At 59.5% G+C, this 18,522-nt stretch carries 20 protein-coding genes and 1 tRNA gene; 14 read left to right on the forward strand and 7 right to left on the reverse strand.

Translation table 11 applies throughout. From position 1 onward, the window contains the following. Positions 1-82: 82 nt before the first annotated feature. From AM571_RS10435 to AM571_RS10445, 3 genes are read left to right on the forward strand one after another with little or no spacing between them, the layout of a single operon-like run. Positions 83-847 (forward strand): DUF599 domain-containing protein, encoded by a 765-nt coding sequence (locus AM571_RS10435; RefSeq protein WP_074063166.1) that lies wholly within the window; start codon positions 83-85, stop codon positions 845-847. Then, positions 847-1,812, forward strand: a complete 966-nt coding sequence (locus AM571_RS10440; protein WP_074063167.1) for a heparan-alpha-glucosaminide N-acetyltransferase — start codon at positions 847-849, stop codon at positions 1,810-1,812. Before AM571_RS10435 ends, AM571_RS10440 begins: the two co-directional genes overlap by 1 nt. A gap of 10 nt (positions 1,813-1,822) precedes the next feature. Next, positions 1,823-2,296 (forward strand): methyltransferase family protein, encoded by a 474-nt coding sequence (locus AM571_RS10445; protein WP_074061338.1) that lies wholly within the window; start codon positions 1,823-1,825, stop codon positions 2,294-2,296. Between the two features lie 3 nt (positions 2,297-2,299). On the opposite strand, the gene AM571_RS10450 is transcribed toward AM571_RS10445, so the two are convergent. Beyond that, positions 2,300-2,692: a MerR family transcriptional regulator gene (locus AM571_RS10450; protein ID WP_074061339.1), complete on the reverse strand. Its 393-nt coding sequence runs from the start codon at positions 2,690-2,692 to the stop codon at positions 2,300-2,302. Between the two features lie 65 nt (positions 2,693-2,757). Continuing rightward, positions 2,758-4,173, reverse strand: coding sequence for a magnesium transporter (gene mgtE / locus AM571_RS10455; protein WP_074063168.1), 1,416 nt, complete (start codon positions 4,171-4,173; stop codon positions 2,758-2,760). A gap of 237 nt (positions 4,174-4,410) precedes the next feature. On the opposite strand from mgtE, the gene AM571_RS10460 reads away from it, so the two are divergent. Both AM571_RS10460 and AM571_RS10465 read left to right on the forward strand, forming a co-directional pair. Next, positions 4,411-4,905 carry a peptide deformylase gene (locus tag AM571_RS10460; RefSeq protein WP_074061340.1) on the forward strand — a complete coding sequence of 165 codons (495 nt, stop codon included), beginning with the start codon at positions 4,411-4,413 and terminating at the stop codon, positions 4,903-4,905. 75 nt (positions 4,906-4,980) lie between these two features. Further along, positions 4,981-5,478, forward strand: coding sequence for a BON domain-containing protein (locus AM571_RS10465; protein ID WP_074061341.1), 498 nt, complete (start codon positions 4,981-4,983; stop codon positions 5,476-5,478). Between the two features lie 79 nt (positions 5,479-5,557). Here AM571_RS10465 and AM571_RS10470 read toward each other — a convergent pair. Continuing rightward, a tRNA-Leu gene (locus tag AM571_RS10470) sits at positions 5,558-5,642 on the reverse strand. Between the two features lie 174 nt (positions 5,643-5,816). Between AM571_RS10470 and lipB the strand changes: the two genes are divergently transcribed. The 9 genes from lipB (at position 5,817) to sugE (ending at position 15,079) form a co-directional block, all read left to right on the forward strand. Beyond that, positions 5,817-6,530, forward strand: a complete 714-nt coding sequence (lipB, locus tag AM571_RS10475) for a lipoyl(octanoyl) transferase LipB (RefSeq protein ID WP_074061342.1) — start codon at positions 5,817-5,819, stop codon at positions 6,528-6,530. Between the two features lie 61 nt (positions 6,531-6,591). After that, on the forward strand, positions 6,592-7,530 hold the full coding sequence (locus tag AM571_RS10480; RefSeq protein WP_074061343.1) for a DMT family transporter: 939 nt from the start codon (positions 6,592-6,594) through the stop codon (positions 7,528-7,530). A gap of 85 nt (positions 7,531-7,615) precedes the next feature. Continuing rightward, complete coding sequence (locus AM571_RS10485) at positions 7,616-8,308, forward strand: hypothetical protein (protein WP_074061344.1); 693 nt, start codon at positions 7,616-7,618, stop codon at positions 8,306-8,308. 103 nt (positions 8,309-8,411) lie between these two features. Continuing rightward, positions 8,412-10,421 (forward strand): acetyl-CoA carboxylase biotin carboxylase subunit, encoded by a 2,010-nt coding sequence (locus tag AM571_RS10490; protein ID WP_074061345.1) that lies wholly within the window; start codon positions 8,412-8,414, stop codon positions 10,419-10,421. A 115-nt stretch (positions 10,422-10,536) separates the two neighbouring features. Continuing rightward, complete coding sequence (locus AM571_RS10495; RefSeq protein WP_074061346.1) at positions 10,537-11,799, forward strand: hypothetical protein; 1,263 nt, start codon at positions 10,537-10,539, stop codon at positions 11,797-11,799. A 130-nt stretch (positions 11,800-11,929) separates the two neighbouring features. Next, positions 11,930-13,057 (forward strand): S-(hydroxymethyl)glutathione dehydrogenase/class III alcohol dehydrogenase, encoded by a 1,128-nt coding sequence (locus tag AM571_RS10500; RefSeq protein WP_074061347.1) that lies wholly within the window; start codon positions 11,930-11,932, stop codon positions 13,055-13,057. Between the two features lie 244 nt (positions 13,058-13,301). Further along, positions 13,302-13,775, forward strand: a complete 474-nt coding sequence (locus AM571_RS10505; protein WP_074063169.1) for a YaiI/YqxD family protein — start codon at positions 13,302-13,304, stop codon at positions 13,773-13,775. Beyond that, positions 13,772-14,605, forward strand: coding sequence for an S-formylglutathione hydrolase (gene fghA / locus AM571_RS10510; RefSeq protein ID WP_074061348.1), 834 nt, complete (start codon positions 13,772-13,774; stop codon positions 14,603-14,605). Before AM571_RS10505 ends, fghA begins: the two co-directional genes overlap by 4 nt. A 159-nt stretch (positions 14,606-14,764) precedes the next feature. Continuing rightward, positions 14,765-15,079 carry a quaternary ammonium compound efflux SMR transporter SugE gene (gene sugE, locus AM571_RS10515; protein WP_074061349.1) on the forward strand — a complete coding sequence of 105 codons (315 nt, stop codon included), beginning with the start codon at positions 14,765-14,767 and terminating at the stop codon, positions 15,077-15,079. 36 nt (positions 15,080-15,115) lie between these two features. Here the strand turns inward: sugE and AM571_RS10520 are convergent, their stop codons facing one another. The 4 genes from AM571_RS10520 to AM571_RS10535 all read right to left on the reverse strand — a co-directional run bounded on the left by AM571_RS10520 (position 15,116) and on the right by AM571_RS10535 (position 18,513). Next, positions 15,116-15,508, reverse strand: coding sequence for a DoxX family protein (locus AM571_RS10520; RefSeq protein ID WP_074061350.1), 393 nt, complete (start codon positions 15,506-15,508; stop codon positions 15,116-15,118). A 123-nt stretch (positions 15,509-15,631) separates the two neighbouring features. Then, positions 15,632-17,164: an acyl-CoA carboxylase subunit beta gene (locus tag AM571_RS10525; protein ID WP_074061351.1), complete on the reverse strand. Its 1,533-nt coding sequence runs from the start codon at positions 17,162-17,164 to the stop codon at positions 15,632-15,634. Between the two features lie 36 nt (positions 17,165-17,200). Next, positions 17,201-17,659, reverse strand: a complete 459-nt coding sequence (locus tag AM571_RS10530) for a hypothetical protein (protein WP_074061352.1) — start codon at positions 17,657-17,659, stop codon at positions 17,201-17,203. A 68-nt stretch (positions 17,660-17,727) separates the two neighbouring features. After that, complete coding sequence (locus AM571_RS10535) at positions 17,728-18,513, reverse strand: ATP12 family chaperone protein (protein WP_074061353.1); 786 nt, start codon at positions 18,511-18,513, stop codon at positions 17,728-17,730. Positions 18,514-18,522: the final 9 nt, after the last annotated feature.

The following is an 18,522-nucleotide window of genomic DNA, read 5'->3' on the forward strand; positions in this document are numbered from 1 at the left end:
GAAGGGCGCGTCTTGCCAATCATTGCAGCATGCAATTGCATCTGTAGAGTGGCGGCGTCGAAGCAGGATTGTAACATTGATGCTGACGGTTGCGGATTATATCGCACTGGCTTTCTTCGCCATTCTGTGGATCGGCTATTCCTGGCTTTTGGGCGGCAGGACATTCTTCGGTCGCACGAGCCTCACCCATGCCATGACCGAGCGGCGGCGCGAATGGATCTACAATTCGCTTCGCCGCGACCTGAAGATGATCGACACGCAGATCATGGCCGGGCTGCAGAACGGCACGGCCTTCTTTGCATCGACCTCAATGTTCGCGATCGGCAGCTGCTTTGCACTGCTCGGCGCGACGGACAAGGTAAATGCCATCTTCGCCGATCTGCCCTATGTATTCAGCAGCGGCACCGCGAGCTTCGAACTCAAGGTCGGCGGGCTGACGGCCCTCTTTGCCTACGCCTTCTTCAAGTTCGGTTGGTCTTACAGGCTCTTCAACTACTGCAGCATCCTGTTCGGCTCGATCCCGATGGTGCGCGACAGCGAGACCGATATCATCGCCGCCGAGCGCGCCGCCGAACGGGTCATTCGCATGAATGTGATCGCCGCTGGACATTTCAATGAAGGCCTTCGCGCCATCTTCCTGTCGATCGGCTATCTCGGATGGTTCGTGAACGCTTACGTCTTCATGGCGACGACGGCGATCATCGTCGTGGTACTCACGCGCAGGCAGTTCTTCTCGGAGGCGCGGCTGGCGATCATGGATGTCAAGCCGCCATCAAATCTCCACCTTTCTGCTATTCGCCGCGATATGCCGCCAGATGGCGGAAGTGATTTGCCCGGGGGATTATGATGGCTATTTCGGCGAACGAAAACGGTGCGTCCGCCCGACCGCCGCGCATTGGCCTGCTCGATACGGCGCGCGGCATTGCCCTGATTGCGATGGCGACCTATCATTTCACCTGGGATATGGAATTCATGGGCTATCTGGCACGCGGAACAGCGGAGGCTGGGTGGCTGAAGATCTATGCCCGTGCAATCGCCTCGACATTCCTCTTCCTCGCTGGCGTAGGCTTGATGCTTGCCGGAACACCAAGCATCCGGCGCCAGGCCTATCTCCGGCGGCTTGGCATGATCGTTTCAGCTGCAGCGCTCATCACCGCCGCGACCGCAATCGCGATGCCGCAGGGCACGATCTTCTTCGGTATTCTGCACAGTATCGCAGCGGCAAGCGTCATTGGCCTGCTCTTTTTGCGAATGCCCGGGATTATAACGATCGCCGCCGGCATTGCGGCCGTCATCGCCCCCCTCTATCTGCGCTCTCCATTCTTCGATACGCCGTGGCTTTGGTGGGTGGGACTTTCCCAGACGGTTCCCCGATCGAACGACTATGTCCCGGTTCTGCCCTGGATCGGGCCTTTTCTCATCGGCATGGGCGTTTCGAGCATAGCGTTGAAACGGCGCTGGGCGGAATGGCTTGCAAAGTTTGGCACCGGCACAACCCTGCTCGCAAAAGCTGGCCGGCACAGCCTCGCCATCTACCTTATCCACCAGCCGATCCTGATCGCGATCGCCTATGCGCTTTCGGTCGCCTTCCCGCCCGCAAAGCCGGATCCTGTGCAGACCTACTTGCAGCAGTGCCAGTCCTCCTGCGTCGTCCAGGAAGGCGAAGCGCTTTGCCGCAGCTTTTGCCGGTGCACGCTGGAAAGACTGCAGGGTGAGAACCTGTTCACGCCACTCCAGTCTGGCGCAATCCAGGCGGACAAGGATGAAAGGGTACAGCGTATCGCAATGGAGTGCAGCACCGAAGGACAATGAAGGTAGTTCGATGAATGCCTATCGTTCGAAGCCGCTGAAATTTCCCTGGCCGCCGGTTCTGTACGGTCTTACTTTTCTCTCCGCTTTCCTGCTCGGCGATATCGCCGCTTTTCCGCTACCCCGGATGCATACCGCCTTTGGCTGGATCATTGGCGCAGCGCTCACCGTCGCGGCCGTCTCGCTCGACATGTGGGCAATCAAGACCCTGCTTGAAAGCGGGACGACGATCATGCCGCATCGCGCGACATCCCATCACGTCACCCGCGGTCCCTTTCGCTACACGCGCAATCCAATCTATCTTGGTTACACGCTTGCAACGATCGCCTTCGGCCTCATGACGGGAAACAGCTGGTTCTTCGTCGTAGCGGCATTCGCAGCGATCGTCACCACCGTCTTGGCGATCCGGCGCGAGGAAAGACACCTTCAGGCCCGCTTCGGCTGCGATTTCGAAAGCTATTGCAGAAGAACCAGGCGCTGGATCTGACGCTCAGGTACCCACGCCGATTTCGGCGAGGCGGCCAAGACAGGCCTCTTCGATATTGTCGAGCTCCATCAACGTGTCGTCGATATCCTTGCGCTTCTTACGCAGGTCTTCCCGCTTTTCGTCAACACGTTTCATCAAAAGCTTGAGCTGGCCGAGTTCCCCCGGCGGGTCCTTGTAGACCTGTATGATCTCGCGAATCTCCGCAATCGTGAAGCCGATGCGGCGGCCGCGCAGGATTTCCTGTATCAGGCGCCGGTCGGCCGGACGGAAGAGGCGCGTGCGCCCGCGGCGTTCCGGATGGATCAGGCCCTCGTCTTCGTAGAAGCGAAGCGTGCGCGTCGACACTCCGAATTCGCGCGTCAGCTCCGTTATGCTATAGTACTTGTTCACTGGCATTGGCTTCCCACTCTCGCAGCCCATAATATTGACTTTTACGTAATAGTCAATTTAGGCAAGTCCGCTCAGATGCCGAACCACCAGGTGGCGATACCGAGGAAAGCAAAGAAGCCGGTGCAGTCGGTGACGGTGGTCACGAAAACGGACGACGCGATAGCCGGGTCGGCACCGACCTTATCCAAAAGAAGCGGCCAAAGAATGCCTGCCAGCGCCGCAGCCATCAGATTGATGATCATGGCGGCGCCGATGACCATACCGAGCTGGTAGTCGTGGAACCACGTGCCGGCAATCGTGCCCATGATGCTGGCAAAGACGATCCCGTTCATGATGCCGACGCCCGCCTCCCTGCGGATGATGCGGCCGGCATTGTAGATGTCGAGATCGCGCGTCGCGAGCGCGCGCACGGTCACGGTCATCGTCTGCGTGCCGGCATTGCCTCCCATGGAGGCGACGATCGGCATCAGTACGGCAAGTGCGATCATCTTTTCGATCGATGCGTCAAAGAGCCCGATGACACTGGCCGAGAGCATCGCCGTACCGAGGTTGATCATCAGCCAGAGGAAGCGCGATCGGACGGTCGAGATGACATTGTCGGAAAGCTCTTCGTCGCCAACGCCGCCGAGGCGTTTGATATCCTCATCCGCTTCCTCGTGGATGACGTCGACCACATCGTCGATGGTAAGAACACCCACAAGACGCTCGTTCTCGTCTACGACGGCGGCCGAGAGAAGGTCGTATTGCTCGAAGAGGTGCGCCGCCTCCTCCTGGTCCATTTCGGCTGGGATCGGATGGGTCGTCTCGCGCATGATCGCTTCGATTTTTGTCTGCCGCTTGGTGCGGAGAATCTGGTCGAGATCGACGGCGCCGAGCAGCTTAAAGGTCGGGTCTATTACGAAGATCTGCGTGAATGAATAAGGCAGGTCCTCCTCTTCGCGCATATAGTCAATTGTCTGACCGACGGTCCAGAAGGGCGGTACCGCAACGAATTCCGTCTGCATGCGGCGGCCGGCAGAGCTTTCTGGGTAATCCAGTGCCCTGCGCAGGCGCACCCGCTCGGTGAACGGCAGCTGCGCCAGAATTTCTTCCCGGTCTTCCTTGTCCAGGTCCTCGAGAATGTAGACAGCGTCGTCCGAATCGAGGTCCCCGATTGCAGCGGCGATCTGCTCGTTCGGAATCTGATCGACAATTTCGCGGCGGATCGTTTCATCGACCTCGGTCAGTGCCGTCATGTCGAAATCGTCGCCGAGGAGGCGGACGAGCGCCAGGCGCTGATCCGGCTGGATCGATTCCAGCAGGTCGCCTATTTCTGACTCGTGAAGGCGCGCGACGTTCTGGCGGAGAAAGATGGTATCGCGGTCGGCGATGGCAGCGCCGACAAGCGCCAGAAAGTCGCTGCGGACATTGCCGTCCTCGTCGTAGATATCGGCGCCCTCGTCGTCCGGACGCCTGCGGATTCGGTCGTCTTCTCCGGTTTCCGTCATCTGCCGTCCTCGCATTCCAAGATTAAACGACTGCCGCGCTTCATTCGAGAATGGCGGCTGAAAAAGCATTGTCAACAAGCGGATAAGCGAATTCCGCCTGCCCTTTAGGCCCGCCCGGATTCCAGCCCCTGCTAACCGAAATGCTCGGCGCCGTAAAGCGGCAAAGCGCTTGGCGCAGATGACAATGCGCCGTCTTGCCGATAGTTTGCGCCCGCCAGCCAACAAGGACCGCCGCCGATGGCCATTCGCCCCATTCTTCGCTATCCGCATTCCGGCCTGAACACGTTGTGCGAACAGGTGACGGTCTTCGATTCGCGACTGCGTCAGCTTGCCGACGATCTTTTGGAGACGATGCGTGCCGCACCCGGCGTCGGCATCACGGCCGCCCATGTCGGCGTCTTCCTGCGGGTGGTCGTGATTGAGCTCAACAAGGCGGACGGGGTCCGGATCTTTATCAATCCTGATATCATTTCGGTTTCGAATGAGCTCATGCGCCAGACCGAAGGAAGTGTGTCGATGCCGGGCATGACCGACGAGGTGACGAGACCCCGCCAAGTCCATTTCCGCTACCAGGACATCAACGGTGTCCAGCATGAAGAGCATGCCGATGGATTACTGGCAATTTGCATTCAGCACGAAATCGACCAGCTTGACGGAATTTTCTGGCTCCAGCGCCTGTCGAAGCTGAAGCGCGACCGCTTGATCCGCAAGTGGGTAAAAGCGACGCGGTGATTTCACGAAACTTTGGCGAACCATTCCGGACCACGCGCGTTCTTCGATCAACGCAACGCCTGAGGGAGAATGACGATGCCAAGGCAGAACGACAAGACCACCTTTTCTCGCGAAGACGATTATCGCGATTACGAAGAGCGCAATCTTGACGAAGGCTGGCCCTATTCCGACGAAGCAGGTGCGCGATCACCTGAACCGAAAAATCGTGCCTATGGCGAAACGCCGGCAAACTTCGACCGCGACCCCAACAGCGGTTTTCGCGTTGACGGAACGGACGAGCACGGAAACGAAAACCGGCTCAAGGATTCGCTGAGGGCCAATACGATCGATCGCGACGAAAGCGACGATCTCGAAGCGCGCGTGACGGAGAATCTGGAAAACATCCCCGATCTGAACCTAGACAGCATCGAAGTTCATGCCGACGGCCATACCGTCACTCTGGAAGGCGCGGTCGAGACCATCGGCATGGCAAGGAAGGTCGAACTCGGTGCGCTCTCGGTTGATGGGGTCTATCAGATCCGCAATCGCCTGGAAACGATCGGCGTTGATTCGCATCTTCCGGACGAGGATTGAAGTTCCCGAGCAGAAAGGCAACGACCCATCCGCATGCCGCACCCGACATGCGGATTCTTACATTTTCTCTGGAAGAGAATGGTGCGGTCGAGAAGACTCGAACTTCCACGGGTTGCCCCACAGCGACCTCAACGCTGCGCGTCTACCAATTCCGCCACGACCGCATCGTGGTAGATGCCGATTTGCGTCGGCGGGGCAGCATGTAGCAAAAGCATTTGGGGTGCACAAGGGCGATATGGCAGATTTTTGCAAAACAAATCACAGCATTTGAATTGGCCGTCAAACGGGGCCATATAGGCGGTCTGCCGCCTGCAACCGCCGTGCGGCGAGGAAAGTCTATGCTGCGCACCGATCTGCAATTCTCGATGTTTCCGGTTGAAGCTTCAAGGCCGGTGCGTTGGCGCATCGCCGAGGGGCTCGTTCCTTATAGCGAAGCTGTCGAGACGATGGAGCGCGAGGTTGCCGTGATCGCCGAGGGCGGCGACGAGCTCGTCTGGCTCGTCGAGCATCCGCCCCTCTATACGGCAGGCACCAGCGCCAATGCGAAGGACCTTGTGCAGCCGGACCGTTTTCCGGTTTTTGCGACGGGCCGCGGCGGCGAATACACCTATCATGGCCCCGGCCAGCGTGTTGCCTACGTGATGCTTGACCTCAGACGCCGGCGGCAGGATGTGCGCGCCTTCGTCGCGGCACTGGAAGAAGTGGTGATCCTTACTCTCGGTTCGATGAATGTACGCGGCGAGCGGCGCGAGGACCGCGTCGGCGTCTGGGTGCGACGGCCGGAGAAACCGCTTCTTCCGGACGGCAGCATGAGCGAGGACAAGATTGCTGCGCTTGGCATCCGGCTTCGCAGATGGGTGACGTTTCACGGTTTGTCGCTCAACGTCGATCCCGACCTCGACCATTTCGCCGGCATCGTGCCCTGCGGGATTTCTGCCTACGGCGTGACCAGCCTTGTCGATCTCGGCCTGCCGGTGATGATGGTGGATGTGGATATGCGCCTGCGGGAAGCCTTCGAATCGGTCTTCGGCAAAACGGTGGGCGAGCGCTAGGTGCCATATTGATCGGCATCCAATCCTGTGGTTGATGGCTTCGTTTGCGAAAGCCTGCACCATGTCCCAAGAACAATCTCCGCGAAATCCGCTCCAAGGCATGGTGATCATGGCCGGCGCCATGATCGTCCTTCCCGCCATGGACGCGATCGCCAAATACATGGCAACCTTCGAGGCGATGTCGCCGGGGCAGGTGACTTTCTACCGCTTCTTCTTTCAGGTCGCCTGCACGCTTCCTATCCTGCTTGCCGTTTTCCGCTGGAAGGCGCTTTCGGCAAAGCGGCCAAGGATGAACCTGCTGCGGGGCGCCTTGCATGGCGCAGCCAGCCTACTTTTCTTCGTCGCGGTGAAATACATGCCGCTCGCGGATGTTTTCGCGATCTATTTCGTGGAACCATTCATGCTGACGGCTCTTTCAGCGCTCTTCCTCGGCGACAAGGTCGGCTGGCGGCGTTGGGCGGCGATCGTCGTCGGCTTCGCAGGCGCGATGATCGTCATACAGCCGAGCTACGAAATCTTTGGCCTGAAGGCGCTGCTGCCAGTGCTTTGTGCTTTTCTTTTCTCGCTCTATCTCTTCCTCAACCGGGCAATCGGTGAGGCCGATTCGCCGTTAACGATGCAGACCTTGGCCGGGATCGGTGGAACGCTCTTCATGGGGGCAGCGCTGCTTGGCGGAAATGCGCTGGCAATGCCCGATTTCGAAATGTCGCTTCCCTCGTCGGTATCGGGCCTCGTCCTGCTGCTCGTGCTCGGCACCATCTCCGGCTATGCGCATATGCTGGTCGTTAAGGCATTCCGCCTTGCGCCGCTGTCGCTGCTTGCCCCGTTCCAATATTTCGAGATCATTTCGGCGACCGTGCTCGGTTACGCGCTGTTCAACGATTTTCCCAGTTTTTCCAAATGGATCGGCATCTTCATCATCGTCGCGTCCGGCCTCTACATCATCTGGCGCGAACGCGCACAGTCAAGGTCGCTAAAATCATCCGAAACAACTGCGTAGTCGATTAACCCTTGTCGTTGAGGGTTCTTCAATTCCGCCCGGCTAAAATCATTTCCGGCTTCATGAAGAAGTCTGGAGATGAAAGATGAGCGAATTCCGACTCGCTTTTCCGGCATGCGTGATTGCGGGAAAGCATCGGCTCACCGCCGACGATATCGGCCTCTTGCGCAAGCACAGCTTTCCGAACGGCGTCCGGAGGGCCGACGACGTCATTGTCATGCTGGCGCTGAATAATTCCTGTCCTGAAAAATGCCCCGAATGGAGCTCCTTTTTCGTGGAAGAACTCGCCGGTTTCATCGTCAACTACAGCTATCCGCAACGCTCTCTGGACGACATCAACGCCGCATGGATCATGCGCATGTTCGCGACCGACGGCGTCATCAATTCGGCGCTCGAACTGGAACTCGTGCTGCACATCATTGAGATTTCCTCCCATGTGCCGGACGAGCTGCGCGCCTTTGCGCTTGATCAGCTGCGCCTTGCGATTACCGACGATGTCGGCGGCTACAAGCTGTCGCGCACAGTGGAGCGCAAGGGCATCGCTCGCCAGGACATCGATTTCGTGATGCGCGTGCTGCGCAACGTCTGCGAGGGCGGTGTAATTCCGGTTTCGCATCTCACCCACAGCGTCTTACGCCGGATCGAAGCGGAAACCCTTCCTTCTGCCAATCATCCCCGCTGGGCTGAAATCCTGCAGGCGCTCCAGCTTCGCGAGTACGCCGAGCCGCGGACAAGCCGGTGGCTGCGGATCGTGGACGATGAACAAGCCGTTGCGTGAATTGCCTTAGGACAGATCCCTCCTTACCGACAGATTTCGCACGATTGTGCGCCTCCGCGTTTGTGCGTAGAACTTCTGGACGCATTTTTCGGGTGGAGTCTGCATGTTCAAGAAAATCCTGATCGCGAACCGCGGCGAGATCGCTTGTCGCGTGATCAAGACTGCGCGCCGCATGGGCATCGCAACGGTCGCGGTCTATTCGGACGCAGACCGCGATGCCCTTCACGTCGAAATGGCCGATGAGGCAGCGCATATAGGCCCGGCGGCGGCAGCCGAGAGCTATCTCGCCGCCGAAAAGATCATCGCCGTCTGCAAGCAGACCGGCGCCCAAGCTGTCCACCCCGGCTACGGCTTCCTTTCCGAACGGGCCTCCTTCTGCGAAGCCCTGGAAAGGGAGGGCATCGTCTTCATCGGGCCGAAGCCGAAGGCCATCAGGGCGATGGGCGACAAGATCGAATCGAAGAAGTTCGCCAATGCCGCCAAGGTTTCAACGGTGCCGGGCTATCTCGGCATAATCGAGGATGCAGCGCACGCCGAAAAGATCGCCGGTGAAATCGGCTATCCAGTGATGATAAAGGCTTCGGCCGGCGGCGGCGGCAAGGGGATGCGCATCGCCTGGAACGAGGCGGAAGTCCGCGATGGTTTCGAGCGTGCCCGCTCAGAGGCAAGGAGTTCTTTCGGTGACGATCGCGTCTTCATCGAGAAGTACATTGTCGATCCGCGCCATATCGAAATCCAGGTGCTGGCCGATGCGCACGGCAATACCGTCTATCTCGGCGAGCGCGAATGCTCGATCCAGCGGCGGAACCAGAAGGTCGTCGAAGAGGCGCCCTCGCCTTTCCTCGACGAAAAGACCAGACAGGCGATGGGCAAGCAGTCGGTGGCGCTGGCGAAGGCAGTCGATTATCAGAGCGCAGGAACGGTAGAATTCATCGTCGACCGCGACCGCAATTTCTATTTCCTCGAAATGAACACACGGCTGCAGGTCGAGCATCCGGTGACGGAACTGGTGACCGGAATCGATCTCGTGGAGCAGATGATCCGGATTGCCGCGGGTGAAACGCTTGCCTACAGCCAGAAGGAAATAAAGTTGAATGGCTGGGCGATCGAAAGCCGCCTCTATGCCGAAGATCCCTATCGCAACTTCCTGCCGTCCATCGGCCGCCTGACGCGTTACCGCCCGCCCGCCGAAGGCCGGCATGGCGGCTCGATCGTCCGCAACGATACCGGTGTCTTCGAGGGCGCGGAAATCTCGATGTATTACGATCCGATGATCGCCAAGCTTTGCGCCTGGGCCGCGGACCGCTCGGCAGCGATCGAGGCCATGAGCCAGGCACTCGACGGCTTCGTGGTTGACGGCATCGCGCATAATCTGCCGTTCCTCTCGGCATTGATGAAGCACCCGCGCTGGCGCGAGGGCCGACTTTCAACCGGTTTCATTGCCGAGGAATATCCAAACGGCTTTGCGCCGATGGCTCCCGATCGGGGCGAGGAGGCGCTGCTTGCGGCCGTAGCGCTTTCCGCAGCGCTGATCGAAGCCAATCGCCGCGAACGCCATATCGACCGATTGCGCGCCCCCGACGGTAATCTTCGAGAGGAATGGGTCGTGAAGATCGGCACGGACTATGTGCCGATCAGGCTTGCCGATGGACTGGTAACGGTCCCGTTCGACATGAAGATGGAAGCAGCGGGAGAAAAATTTCACGTTGTCACCGAATGGCGACCCGGTGAGCCCGTCTGGAACGGGATAATCGGCGGACGGGCGGTGACGGCCCAGATTCGGCCGGTTCTGAACGGCATGCGCATCGATTGGCAGGGCCTCGCAGTCCGCGCCACGGTTTTCACGCCGCGCCACGCCGAACTCGACGCCCTGATGCCGGTCAAGCTCCCGCCGGACACCTCAAAGCTGCTGCTTTGCCCGATGCCGGGACTGGTGATCTCGATCGCCGTCGCGGAGGGCCAGGAAGTCAAGGCCGGCGAGACGCTTGCCGTCGTGGAAGCGATGAAGATGGAAAACGTGCTGCGCGCCGAACGCGATCTGGTGATCGGCAAGATCAATGCGAAGCCCGGCGAAAGCCTAGCCGTCGATGCAGTGATCCTGGAATTCGCCTGATCCGGATTGGCACAGGCCCAGCTGTGCCGCCGGCGACGCGGCGACGCATTTGTTAAGGTCTTGCAGCCTAGTATGCGGCGTTTTCGTCCTGTGGCTGGGATCCCCGGAGACACGAATGACGGCGCTGCAATCTGCCGCCCTGCTGCTTTTCATCAATCTTGGCCTGCTCTGGCTGCTCATGCGCATACCACTCGGCGTGCGCACGATTCGCCTGAAGCAGACATTCCAGAGACCGCCGGAGGAGCTGTGGAGGGCGATCAATCCCGCCGGTAGCGACGCCAACTGGCACCATTGCGTCATCAGCAGCAAGCCGCTCAAAAACCGCGCAGGCATCGTCGAGCAGATCTACAGCCATTTGGACCGCGACGGCGCGCCTCTGCGCCGCTTGCTGGCTTTGGAGCCATTGCCGGCCGCCGGCGGACGCGGCTTTCGTTCGCGCATCGCCGACGACAGCACTCTCGATGTGGCCTTCTGGCGGGATTTCAGCGAAAGCAGGATCGTCCGCCGACTGCCCGACGGCGCCGAGATCGAGATTACGCAGACGGATCGTTACCGCGGCCTCGCCTTCCTCCTCTTTCGATATGTCATGCTGCGCCGGGAGCTGCGTGCGCTCGAGGGGTGGCTGGAAACCGGTGCATCGGTCCCGCAGGGATATTTCGAACATCCCGCCTTTCAATGCGGCCTGGCTGTTCTCTCGACGTTTTTGCTTTGGCCGTTCTTCGGACTTACGACATCCGGGCTGATGATCTCGACATTTCTCACCCTTGTCATTGCTCTGCACGAGCTCGGACATCTCGCCGCCTACCGGACTTTCGGACATGAATCCGTGCGCATGATCTTCGTGCCGTTCCTCGGCGGCATCGCAATTGGCGGCAGACCCTACAAGAGCCATTTCGAGGTGGCCACCTGTGCGTTGATGGGGCCGGGCATCTCGGCCTTCTTCGTGCCTATCCTGATTGCCGCCGACAACATCTCGGCACATGGCCTGCTGTCGGAGCATTTCCGCGCCCCGCTATTGATCTTTCTGCTCATCCTCGGTGCTTTCAACCTGCTCAATCTTCTGCCAATGCAAAGGTTCGACGGTGGTCAGGTCTTGCGACAGATCTTCAGAACGCCGCGCTCGTTGATCGCAGCGAGCTTTGCCATTACGGCCTGCATTCTCGTCATCGGCTGGGAGATCGGCGTTCCCAGCGGCATCCTGGCTGCAGCGCTTGCCGTCTTCATCCTGCTCAGCATGATTGGCGCGGGATCCCTCAAGCCGCGCCACAAGCTGGAGGAAATGAAGGCCTATGAGCGCCTGCTGGTCACCTTCGGTCTTTATGCTGCGATCCTCATTCACGGCTATGCAGTTATTTTTTCCGCGGAGCAGCTTTTTTGAGACTCTGAGCAAACGGGTTGTCGCAAGTAGCTGATTTTGCGATAATGTGGTGGCCGACTTTCCTTTTGTCTTGAGCTGCCGTCGCCCGGCATGCCAAGGTCATGCCGGAAGATCACGAGGAGATTGGACGATGGACGTTCGCGCCGCCGTTGCCGTTCAGGCTGGAAAACCGCTGGAAGTCATGACCGTACAGCTTGAAGGCCCGCGGGCCGGCGAGGTTCTGGTCGAGGTCAAGGCGACCGGCATCTGCCACACCGACGATTTCACGCTGTCTGGCGCCGATCCGGAGGGCCTGTTTCCGGCAATCCTCGGCCATGAGGGTGCCGGCATCGTCGTCGATGTCGGACCGGGCGTCACTTCGGTCAAGAAGGGCGACCACGTCATTCCGCTTTATACGCCGGAATGCCGTGAATGCCCGTCCTGCCTGTCGCGCAAGACCAACCTCTGCACGGCGATCCGCGCCACCCAGGGCCAGGGCCTGATGCCGGACGGCACGAGCCGCTTTTCGATCGGCAAGGACAAGATCCATCACTACATGGGCTGCTCGACCTTTGCCAATTACACGGTGCTGCCGGAGATTGCCGTTGCCAAGGTCAATGCCGACGCCCCCTTCGACAAGATCTGCTATATCGGCTGTGGGGTCACCACCGGCATCGGTGCCGTCATCAACACCGCCAAGGTGGAGATCGGTGCCACGGCCATTGTCTTCGGCCTCGGCGGCATCGGTTTGAACGTTCTCCAGGGTCTCAGGCTTGCCGGCGCCGACATGATCATCGGTGTCGACATCAACAATGACCGCAAGGCCTGGGGCGAAAAGTTCGGCATGACGCATTTCGTCAATCCAAAGGAGGTCGAGGGCGACATCGTGGCCTATCTCGTCAACCTGACGAAGCGCGGCGCCGACCAGATCGGCGGTGCCGACTATACCTTCGACTGCACCGGCAACACGAAGGTAATGCGCCAGGCGCTGGAAGCCAGCCATCGCGGCTGGGGCAAGTCGATCGTCATCGGGGTGGCCGGTGCTGGCCAGGAGATCTCGACGCGTCCGTTCCAGCTGGTGACCGGCCGCAGCTGGATGGGCACGGCCTTCGGCGGCGCGCGCGGGCGAACCGACGTGCCGAAGATCGTCGACTGGTACATGGAAGGCAAGATCGAGATCGATCCGATGATCACCCATACAATGCCGCTCGAGGACATCAACAAGGGCTTCGAACTTATGCATTCCGGTCAAAGCATCCGCGGCGTGGTGATCTATTGATCTCGAGTCTTATTGCAAATCGATCTGGCATTGCAGCCCGCCGATCGATAGATACGGCTGCAATCAGCACTGAAACCCGCTTCCGGGCGTACCGCGCGTGCCGAAAAATCCAAGTACCAGGATGTTTCGGAACTACGTCATCATCTACGATCGCTTGCCGGATGGCGCTGGCGTGGAACTCTTTTGCAGCGCGGTGCGCCACGAGACCACCATCGCTCTTTCGACGACTAGAAACGAACGACACATGCCGCAAATATATGTTGATGCAGACGCCTGCCCCGTGAAGCCGGAAATCCTGAAGGTTGCCGAACGTCACGGCATCGAAGTAACCTTCGTCGCCAATTCCGGCCTGCGGCCATCACGTGATCCTATGGTCCGAAACGTCATCGTCTCCAATGCCTTCGATGCTGCCGACAACTGGATTGCGGAGCACGCGACCAACAGCGACGTTGTGGTGACCGCGGACGTGCCGCTCGCCGTGCGGTGCGTTGCGGGCGGTTCGCTGGTCTGCGGCCCCACCGGCCGCGTTTTCGACGACACAAATATCGGAATGGCGAGCGCCATGCGCGATCTCGGCGCACACCTGCGGGAAACCGGCGAAAGCAAGGGTTATAATGCCGCCTTCAGCCCGAGGGACCGCTCGCGGTTCCTAGAAACCTTCGATCGTCTTTGCCGTCGCTCCAAGGCGGCAGCCACAGGAACGGGAGATCAAAAGTGAACATCATTTCCCAAGCGACCGCCTTCGGAGGCATGCAGGGCGTGTATTCGCACGAATCGGAATCCTGCAAATGCGAGATGACTTTCGCAGTCTTTGCGCCGCCGAAGGCCATCAAGGAGCCCTGCCCGGTTCTATGGTATCTTTCCGGTCTCACCTGCACGCATGCCAACGTCATGGAAAAAGGCGAGTACCGGCGCATGGCGGCCGAGTTCGGCCTGATCATCGTCTGCCCGGACACGAGCCCGCGCGGCAACGATATTCCCGACGAGCTCACCAACTGGCAGATGGGCAAAGGCGCGGGCTTCTATCTTGATGCCACAGAAGAGCCCTGGGCAGAAAACTATCGGATGTACACCTACATTACCGAGGAGCTGCCGACCCTCCTCGCCAAGCAATTTCGCGTAGACATGAGCCGCCAGGGAATCTTTGGTCATTCGATGGGCGGTCATGGAGCGCTGACGATGGCGCTGAGGAATCCGGACCGCTTCAGGAGCTGCTCGGCGTTTGCGCCGATCGTCGAGCCATCGACTGCCGATTGGTCGGCGCCGGCATTCGAAAAGTATCTTGGTTCCGATCGCGCGGCCTGGCGCAACTACGACGCATGCGCCTTGGTAAGCGACGGCGCACGCTTCCCGGAATTTCTGATCGACCAGGGGAAGGCTGACGGCTTCCTGGAAAATGGCCTGAGGCCGTGGCTCTTCGAAGAGTCGATCAAGGGCACGGACATCAAGCTCACGCTGCGGATGCATGAGCGCTACGACCACTCCTACTATTTTATCTCCACCTTCATGGATGATCACCTGACGTGGCACGCCGAGCGGCTCGCATAAGGAACACAAGGACGGGTGGCATGGCAGCTATCCCGGTTCCAACCTTGCAACGGCACTCAAACCGAGCCTATGAGCAACAACGCAGACGACTGCGGCGCCCGTTCTACTGTGGGCGCAAACGTCGCGGGGACGGCCTCGCTCTTTAAAAAGGAGAGTAAGATGGCCTGGTTTCTGCTGATTCTTGCAGGTCTTTTTGAATGCGGCTGGGCAATCGGCTTGAAATACACCGATGGCTTCACGCGGCCAATGCCGACGGTCCTGACCGTCATTTCCATGGTGATCAGCATTGTCCTGCTCGGTCTGGCGGTCAAGACGCTGCCGATCGGCACGGCCTATGCGGTCTGGACGGGTATAGGCACCGTCGGAACCGTGCTGCTCGGCATATGGCTGCTCGGCGATCCCGTCACAGCGGCCCGCCTCGGCTGCATCGCACTGATCATCGCCGGGATTGTCGGACTTAAACTGGCTGCATGACCAAGACTGCCGCGGAAAGAACCCGCGGCAGTCTTCTCAGGCGTTGCGATTGTCGAGCGAAAAGGCGCCTGCACCGGAAAAAACCAGGAACAGGAAGACGAAGCAGTAGAGGATTGCCGATTCTCCCTGATTGACTGACGGATAAAAACCCAGGGGCATATGCGCCATGAAATAGGCAACAGCCATCTCTCCGCTCAGGATGAAAGCGACCGGACGTGTCAGGAATCCGACGAGAATGGCCAGGCCGCCGACGAATTCAAGAAGCGCCGCGACGAGCATGAGCGGCGGAAGCGGGCCGCCCTCTCCCTGCGGAATCGGGAATGCGAACAACTTCATCGTGCCGTGCTCGATGAACAGAAGCGCAGTGGCGATCCGAAGAGCGGCCAGCGCGTAGGGTTGATAGACGCTCAAACGTTCGAAAACGGACATTCAGACTCTCCCTTGAGATAAGACGGTTGAGCGTTAGTCCCTAAACGAGAGGAATGAACACACGGATCGTTGACATGTATTCACTTCCTGTTGATTTCGCATGATTTTCACGATGCTCACGTCTTAGAGCGGAATATTGTCGTGCTTCTTCCAGGGGTTCGAGAGATCCTTGTTGCGCAGCATCTTCAGACCGCGCGCCAGGCGGCGGCGCGTCGAATGCGGCATGATCACCTCGTCGATATAGCCACGCTCGGCCGCGACAAACGGCGACAGGAAGCGGTCCTCGTACATCTTTGTGTGTGCCGCTATCTTTTCCGGATCGGTAATATCCTTGCGGAAGATGATCTCGACTGCGCCCTTCGCACCCATCACTGCGATCTGCGCCGTCGGCCACGCATAGTTCAGATCGCCGCGCAAATGCTTGGAGGCCATGACGTCGTAAGCCCCGCCGAACGCCTTGCGGGTGATGACAGTCAGCTTCGGCACGGTCGCCTCCGCATAGGCAAAAAGCAGCTTTGCCCCATGCTTGATGAGACCGCCATATTCCTGCGCCGTGCCTGGTAGAAAGCCCGGAACATCGACGAAGGTAACGATCGGAATACCGAAGCAATCGCAAAAGCGCACAAAACGCGCGGCCTTGCGTGATGCATCGCTATCGAGCACGCCGGCAAGCACCATCGGCTGGTTTGCCACAAAGCCGACAGTCGAGCCCTCGACGCGCCCAAAACCGCAGACGATGTTCTTGGCGAAGCTTGCCTGGATCTCAAAAAAATCGCTGTCGTCAGCAACCTTGTGGATCAGCTCCTTGATGTCATACGGCTTGTTGGCATTGGCCGGGATGAGAGTGTCCAGCGATTGATCCCCATCCGTCACCGACTGGTAACATTCGATCTCCGGCACCGGTGACGTATTGGAAAGCGGCAGGAAATCGACGAGGCGGCGGACCTGCAGCAATGTATCGACATCGTTGTCGTAAGCGCCGTCAGCGATTGACGAACGGGTCGTATGAATAAAGGCGCCGCCGAGTTCCTCGGAGGTCACTGCCTCGTTGGTGACGGTCTTGACGACATCCGGACCGGTCACGAACATGTAGGAGGTGTCGCGCACCATGAAGATGAAATCGGTCATCGCAGGCGAATAGACGTCGCCGCCGGCACATGGGCCCATGATCACGGAAATCTGCGGAATGACGCCGGAAGCCAGCACATTGCGCTGGAAGACTTCGGCATAGCCGCCGAGCGCAGCAACCCCCTCCTGAATGCGCGCGCCGCCCGCATCATAGATGCCGACGATGGGAGCGCGATTCTTCAGCGCCATGTCCTGCACCTTCATGATCTTCTCGGCATGCGCCTCGGAAAGCGAGCCGCCAAACACGGTAAAATCCTTGGCGAAGACGAAGACGGGCCGACCGTTGACAGTTCCCCAGCCCGTGACGACGCCGTCGCCGGCAATCCGGCTCTTGTCCATGCCGAAGTCCGTCGAGCGATGCTCCACGAACATGTCAAACTCCTCGAAAGTGTTTTCATCGAGGAAGATGTCGATCCGTTCGCGTGCCGTCAGCTTGCCGCGCTTGTGCTGCGCTTCGATGCGCGCCTTTCCGCCGCCCTGCCGGGCAATCCCCCGGCGCCGCTCCAGCTCGTCGAGAACTTCCTTCATGAAATCTCCCCTCGCCGCTCGATTGCGGCTTGATCTTCAGCCTCGGCCGGTATTGAGCTTGAAGGCCGAGCGGACTCGCGCGGCGATATCCTCCGCCAGAATCTGATCCGCCATAGTCCGATCGTTGGCAGTGCTGGTCACCTCGAACGAGCTGACGGCGACGACCGAGCCCTCGTCGACGGACGCCGCATCGATACTGATCTTGGCGATATTTCTGTTCTTGTCGAAGCCTGTGACTTTCTGGAGGGAAACGATGCGAACCGTCAGCACGACTCGCGGATAGACCTCGGTTCGAACCGTCGCATTGATGGCGGCATTGATGCGGTCGCCGACGCCTGAAAGAAGTTCGGGCGGCGTATTGGGACCGCCGAGAACCACGGCACTGCGGACATCGTAGATAGGAGCGGCGGGCTCATCGGAGGTCAGGCCCATGCAGGACGTCAGCACGGTACAGACCAGGGCCAGCTGACAAAAAAGCGACCTGAACCAATTCATGCTGAATTCCGCACCTCTCCCGCTCGGAGTCGCAGACTTCGACATAATGGCTGTCAAAGCAATATGTTTCAGGCTTTTAGCGCCAAAAAAACCTGCGCCGCTGCCTTGAATTCCTCAAAGCGCTTGGCACGGCGCAGTTCGCCCTCCTCGTCGCGGCCCCAATGCTCGATTGTCCAGTCCTCGTCGAGATGGGCAAGCGACCAGACCTCGTCCATGGTCAGACGGCGCTCGGCGAACGCCAGCGCCAGAAGGGCCGACCCGGTTAGTGTCGTCATAGTGTGAAGAGAGGCAAGTGCCAGCGCACTGTCGTGTCTGCGCAACGAGACGTCGAAGGCTGCGACCGCTTCGCGCGGCTGCTCGTGATGCATCACGCCTTCGATGAGGATGAAGCGCGCACCGAGATCATTCGCCGCCCAATCGAGAACCGGGTCCCACTGCTCTGTCTGGCGCTGCACCAGAAGTTCCGGTCCTTCGGCGCGATAGCAGAGAAGATCAGTCGAGGAAAACCGCAAGATGTCTTCGAAGACGGCTTGCGTATCCATCGCGACGCCGTCGAGCGCGGTATTGACGAGGCGCGTGACGGGCATGGTCGCCGGATCGATTTTTTCCGCCTGTGCATCCCACTCTGAGGCAATGAGGTCGGCCAGGGCCTTTACCGGCACTGCCAGAACCTGTTTGGCCGGCGTGCGCACGACCTTGCCGTCAAGCTCGATTGCGAAGCCATCGTCCCGCTCGGCAACCGCAACATCCTTGTAGAAGCGTTTCGGCAGCGGTCTTTTCATCTGGATCTGCGCGCGGCGGATCGGATCGGGGTGGCTCAGTCCTTCGGAAAGATCGTTCAGCAGGTCGCGCATGGCGTCACC

It is taken from the genome of Rhizobium etli 8C-3 (assembly GCF_001908375.1).
Lineage (GTDB): Bacteria > Pseudomonadota > Alphaproteobacteria > Rhizobiales > Rhizobiaceae > Rhizobium > Rhizobium etli_B.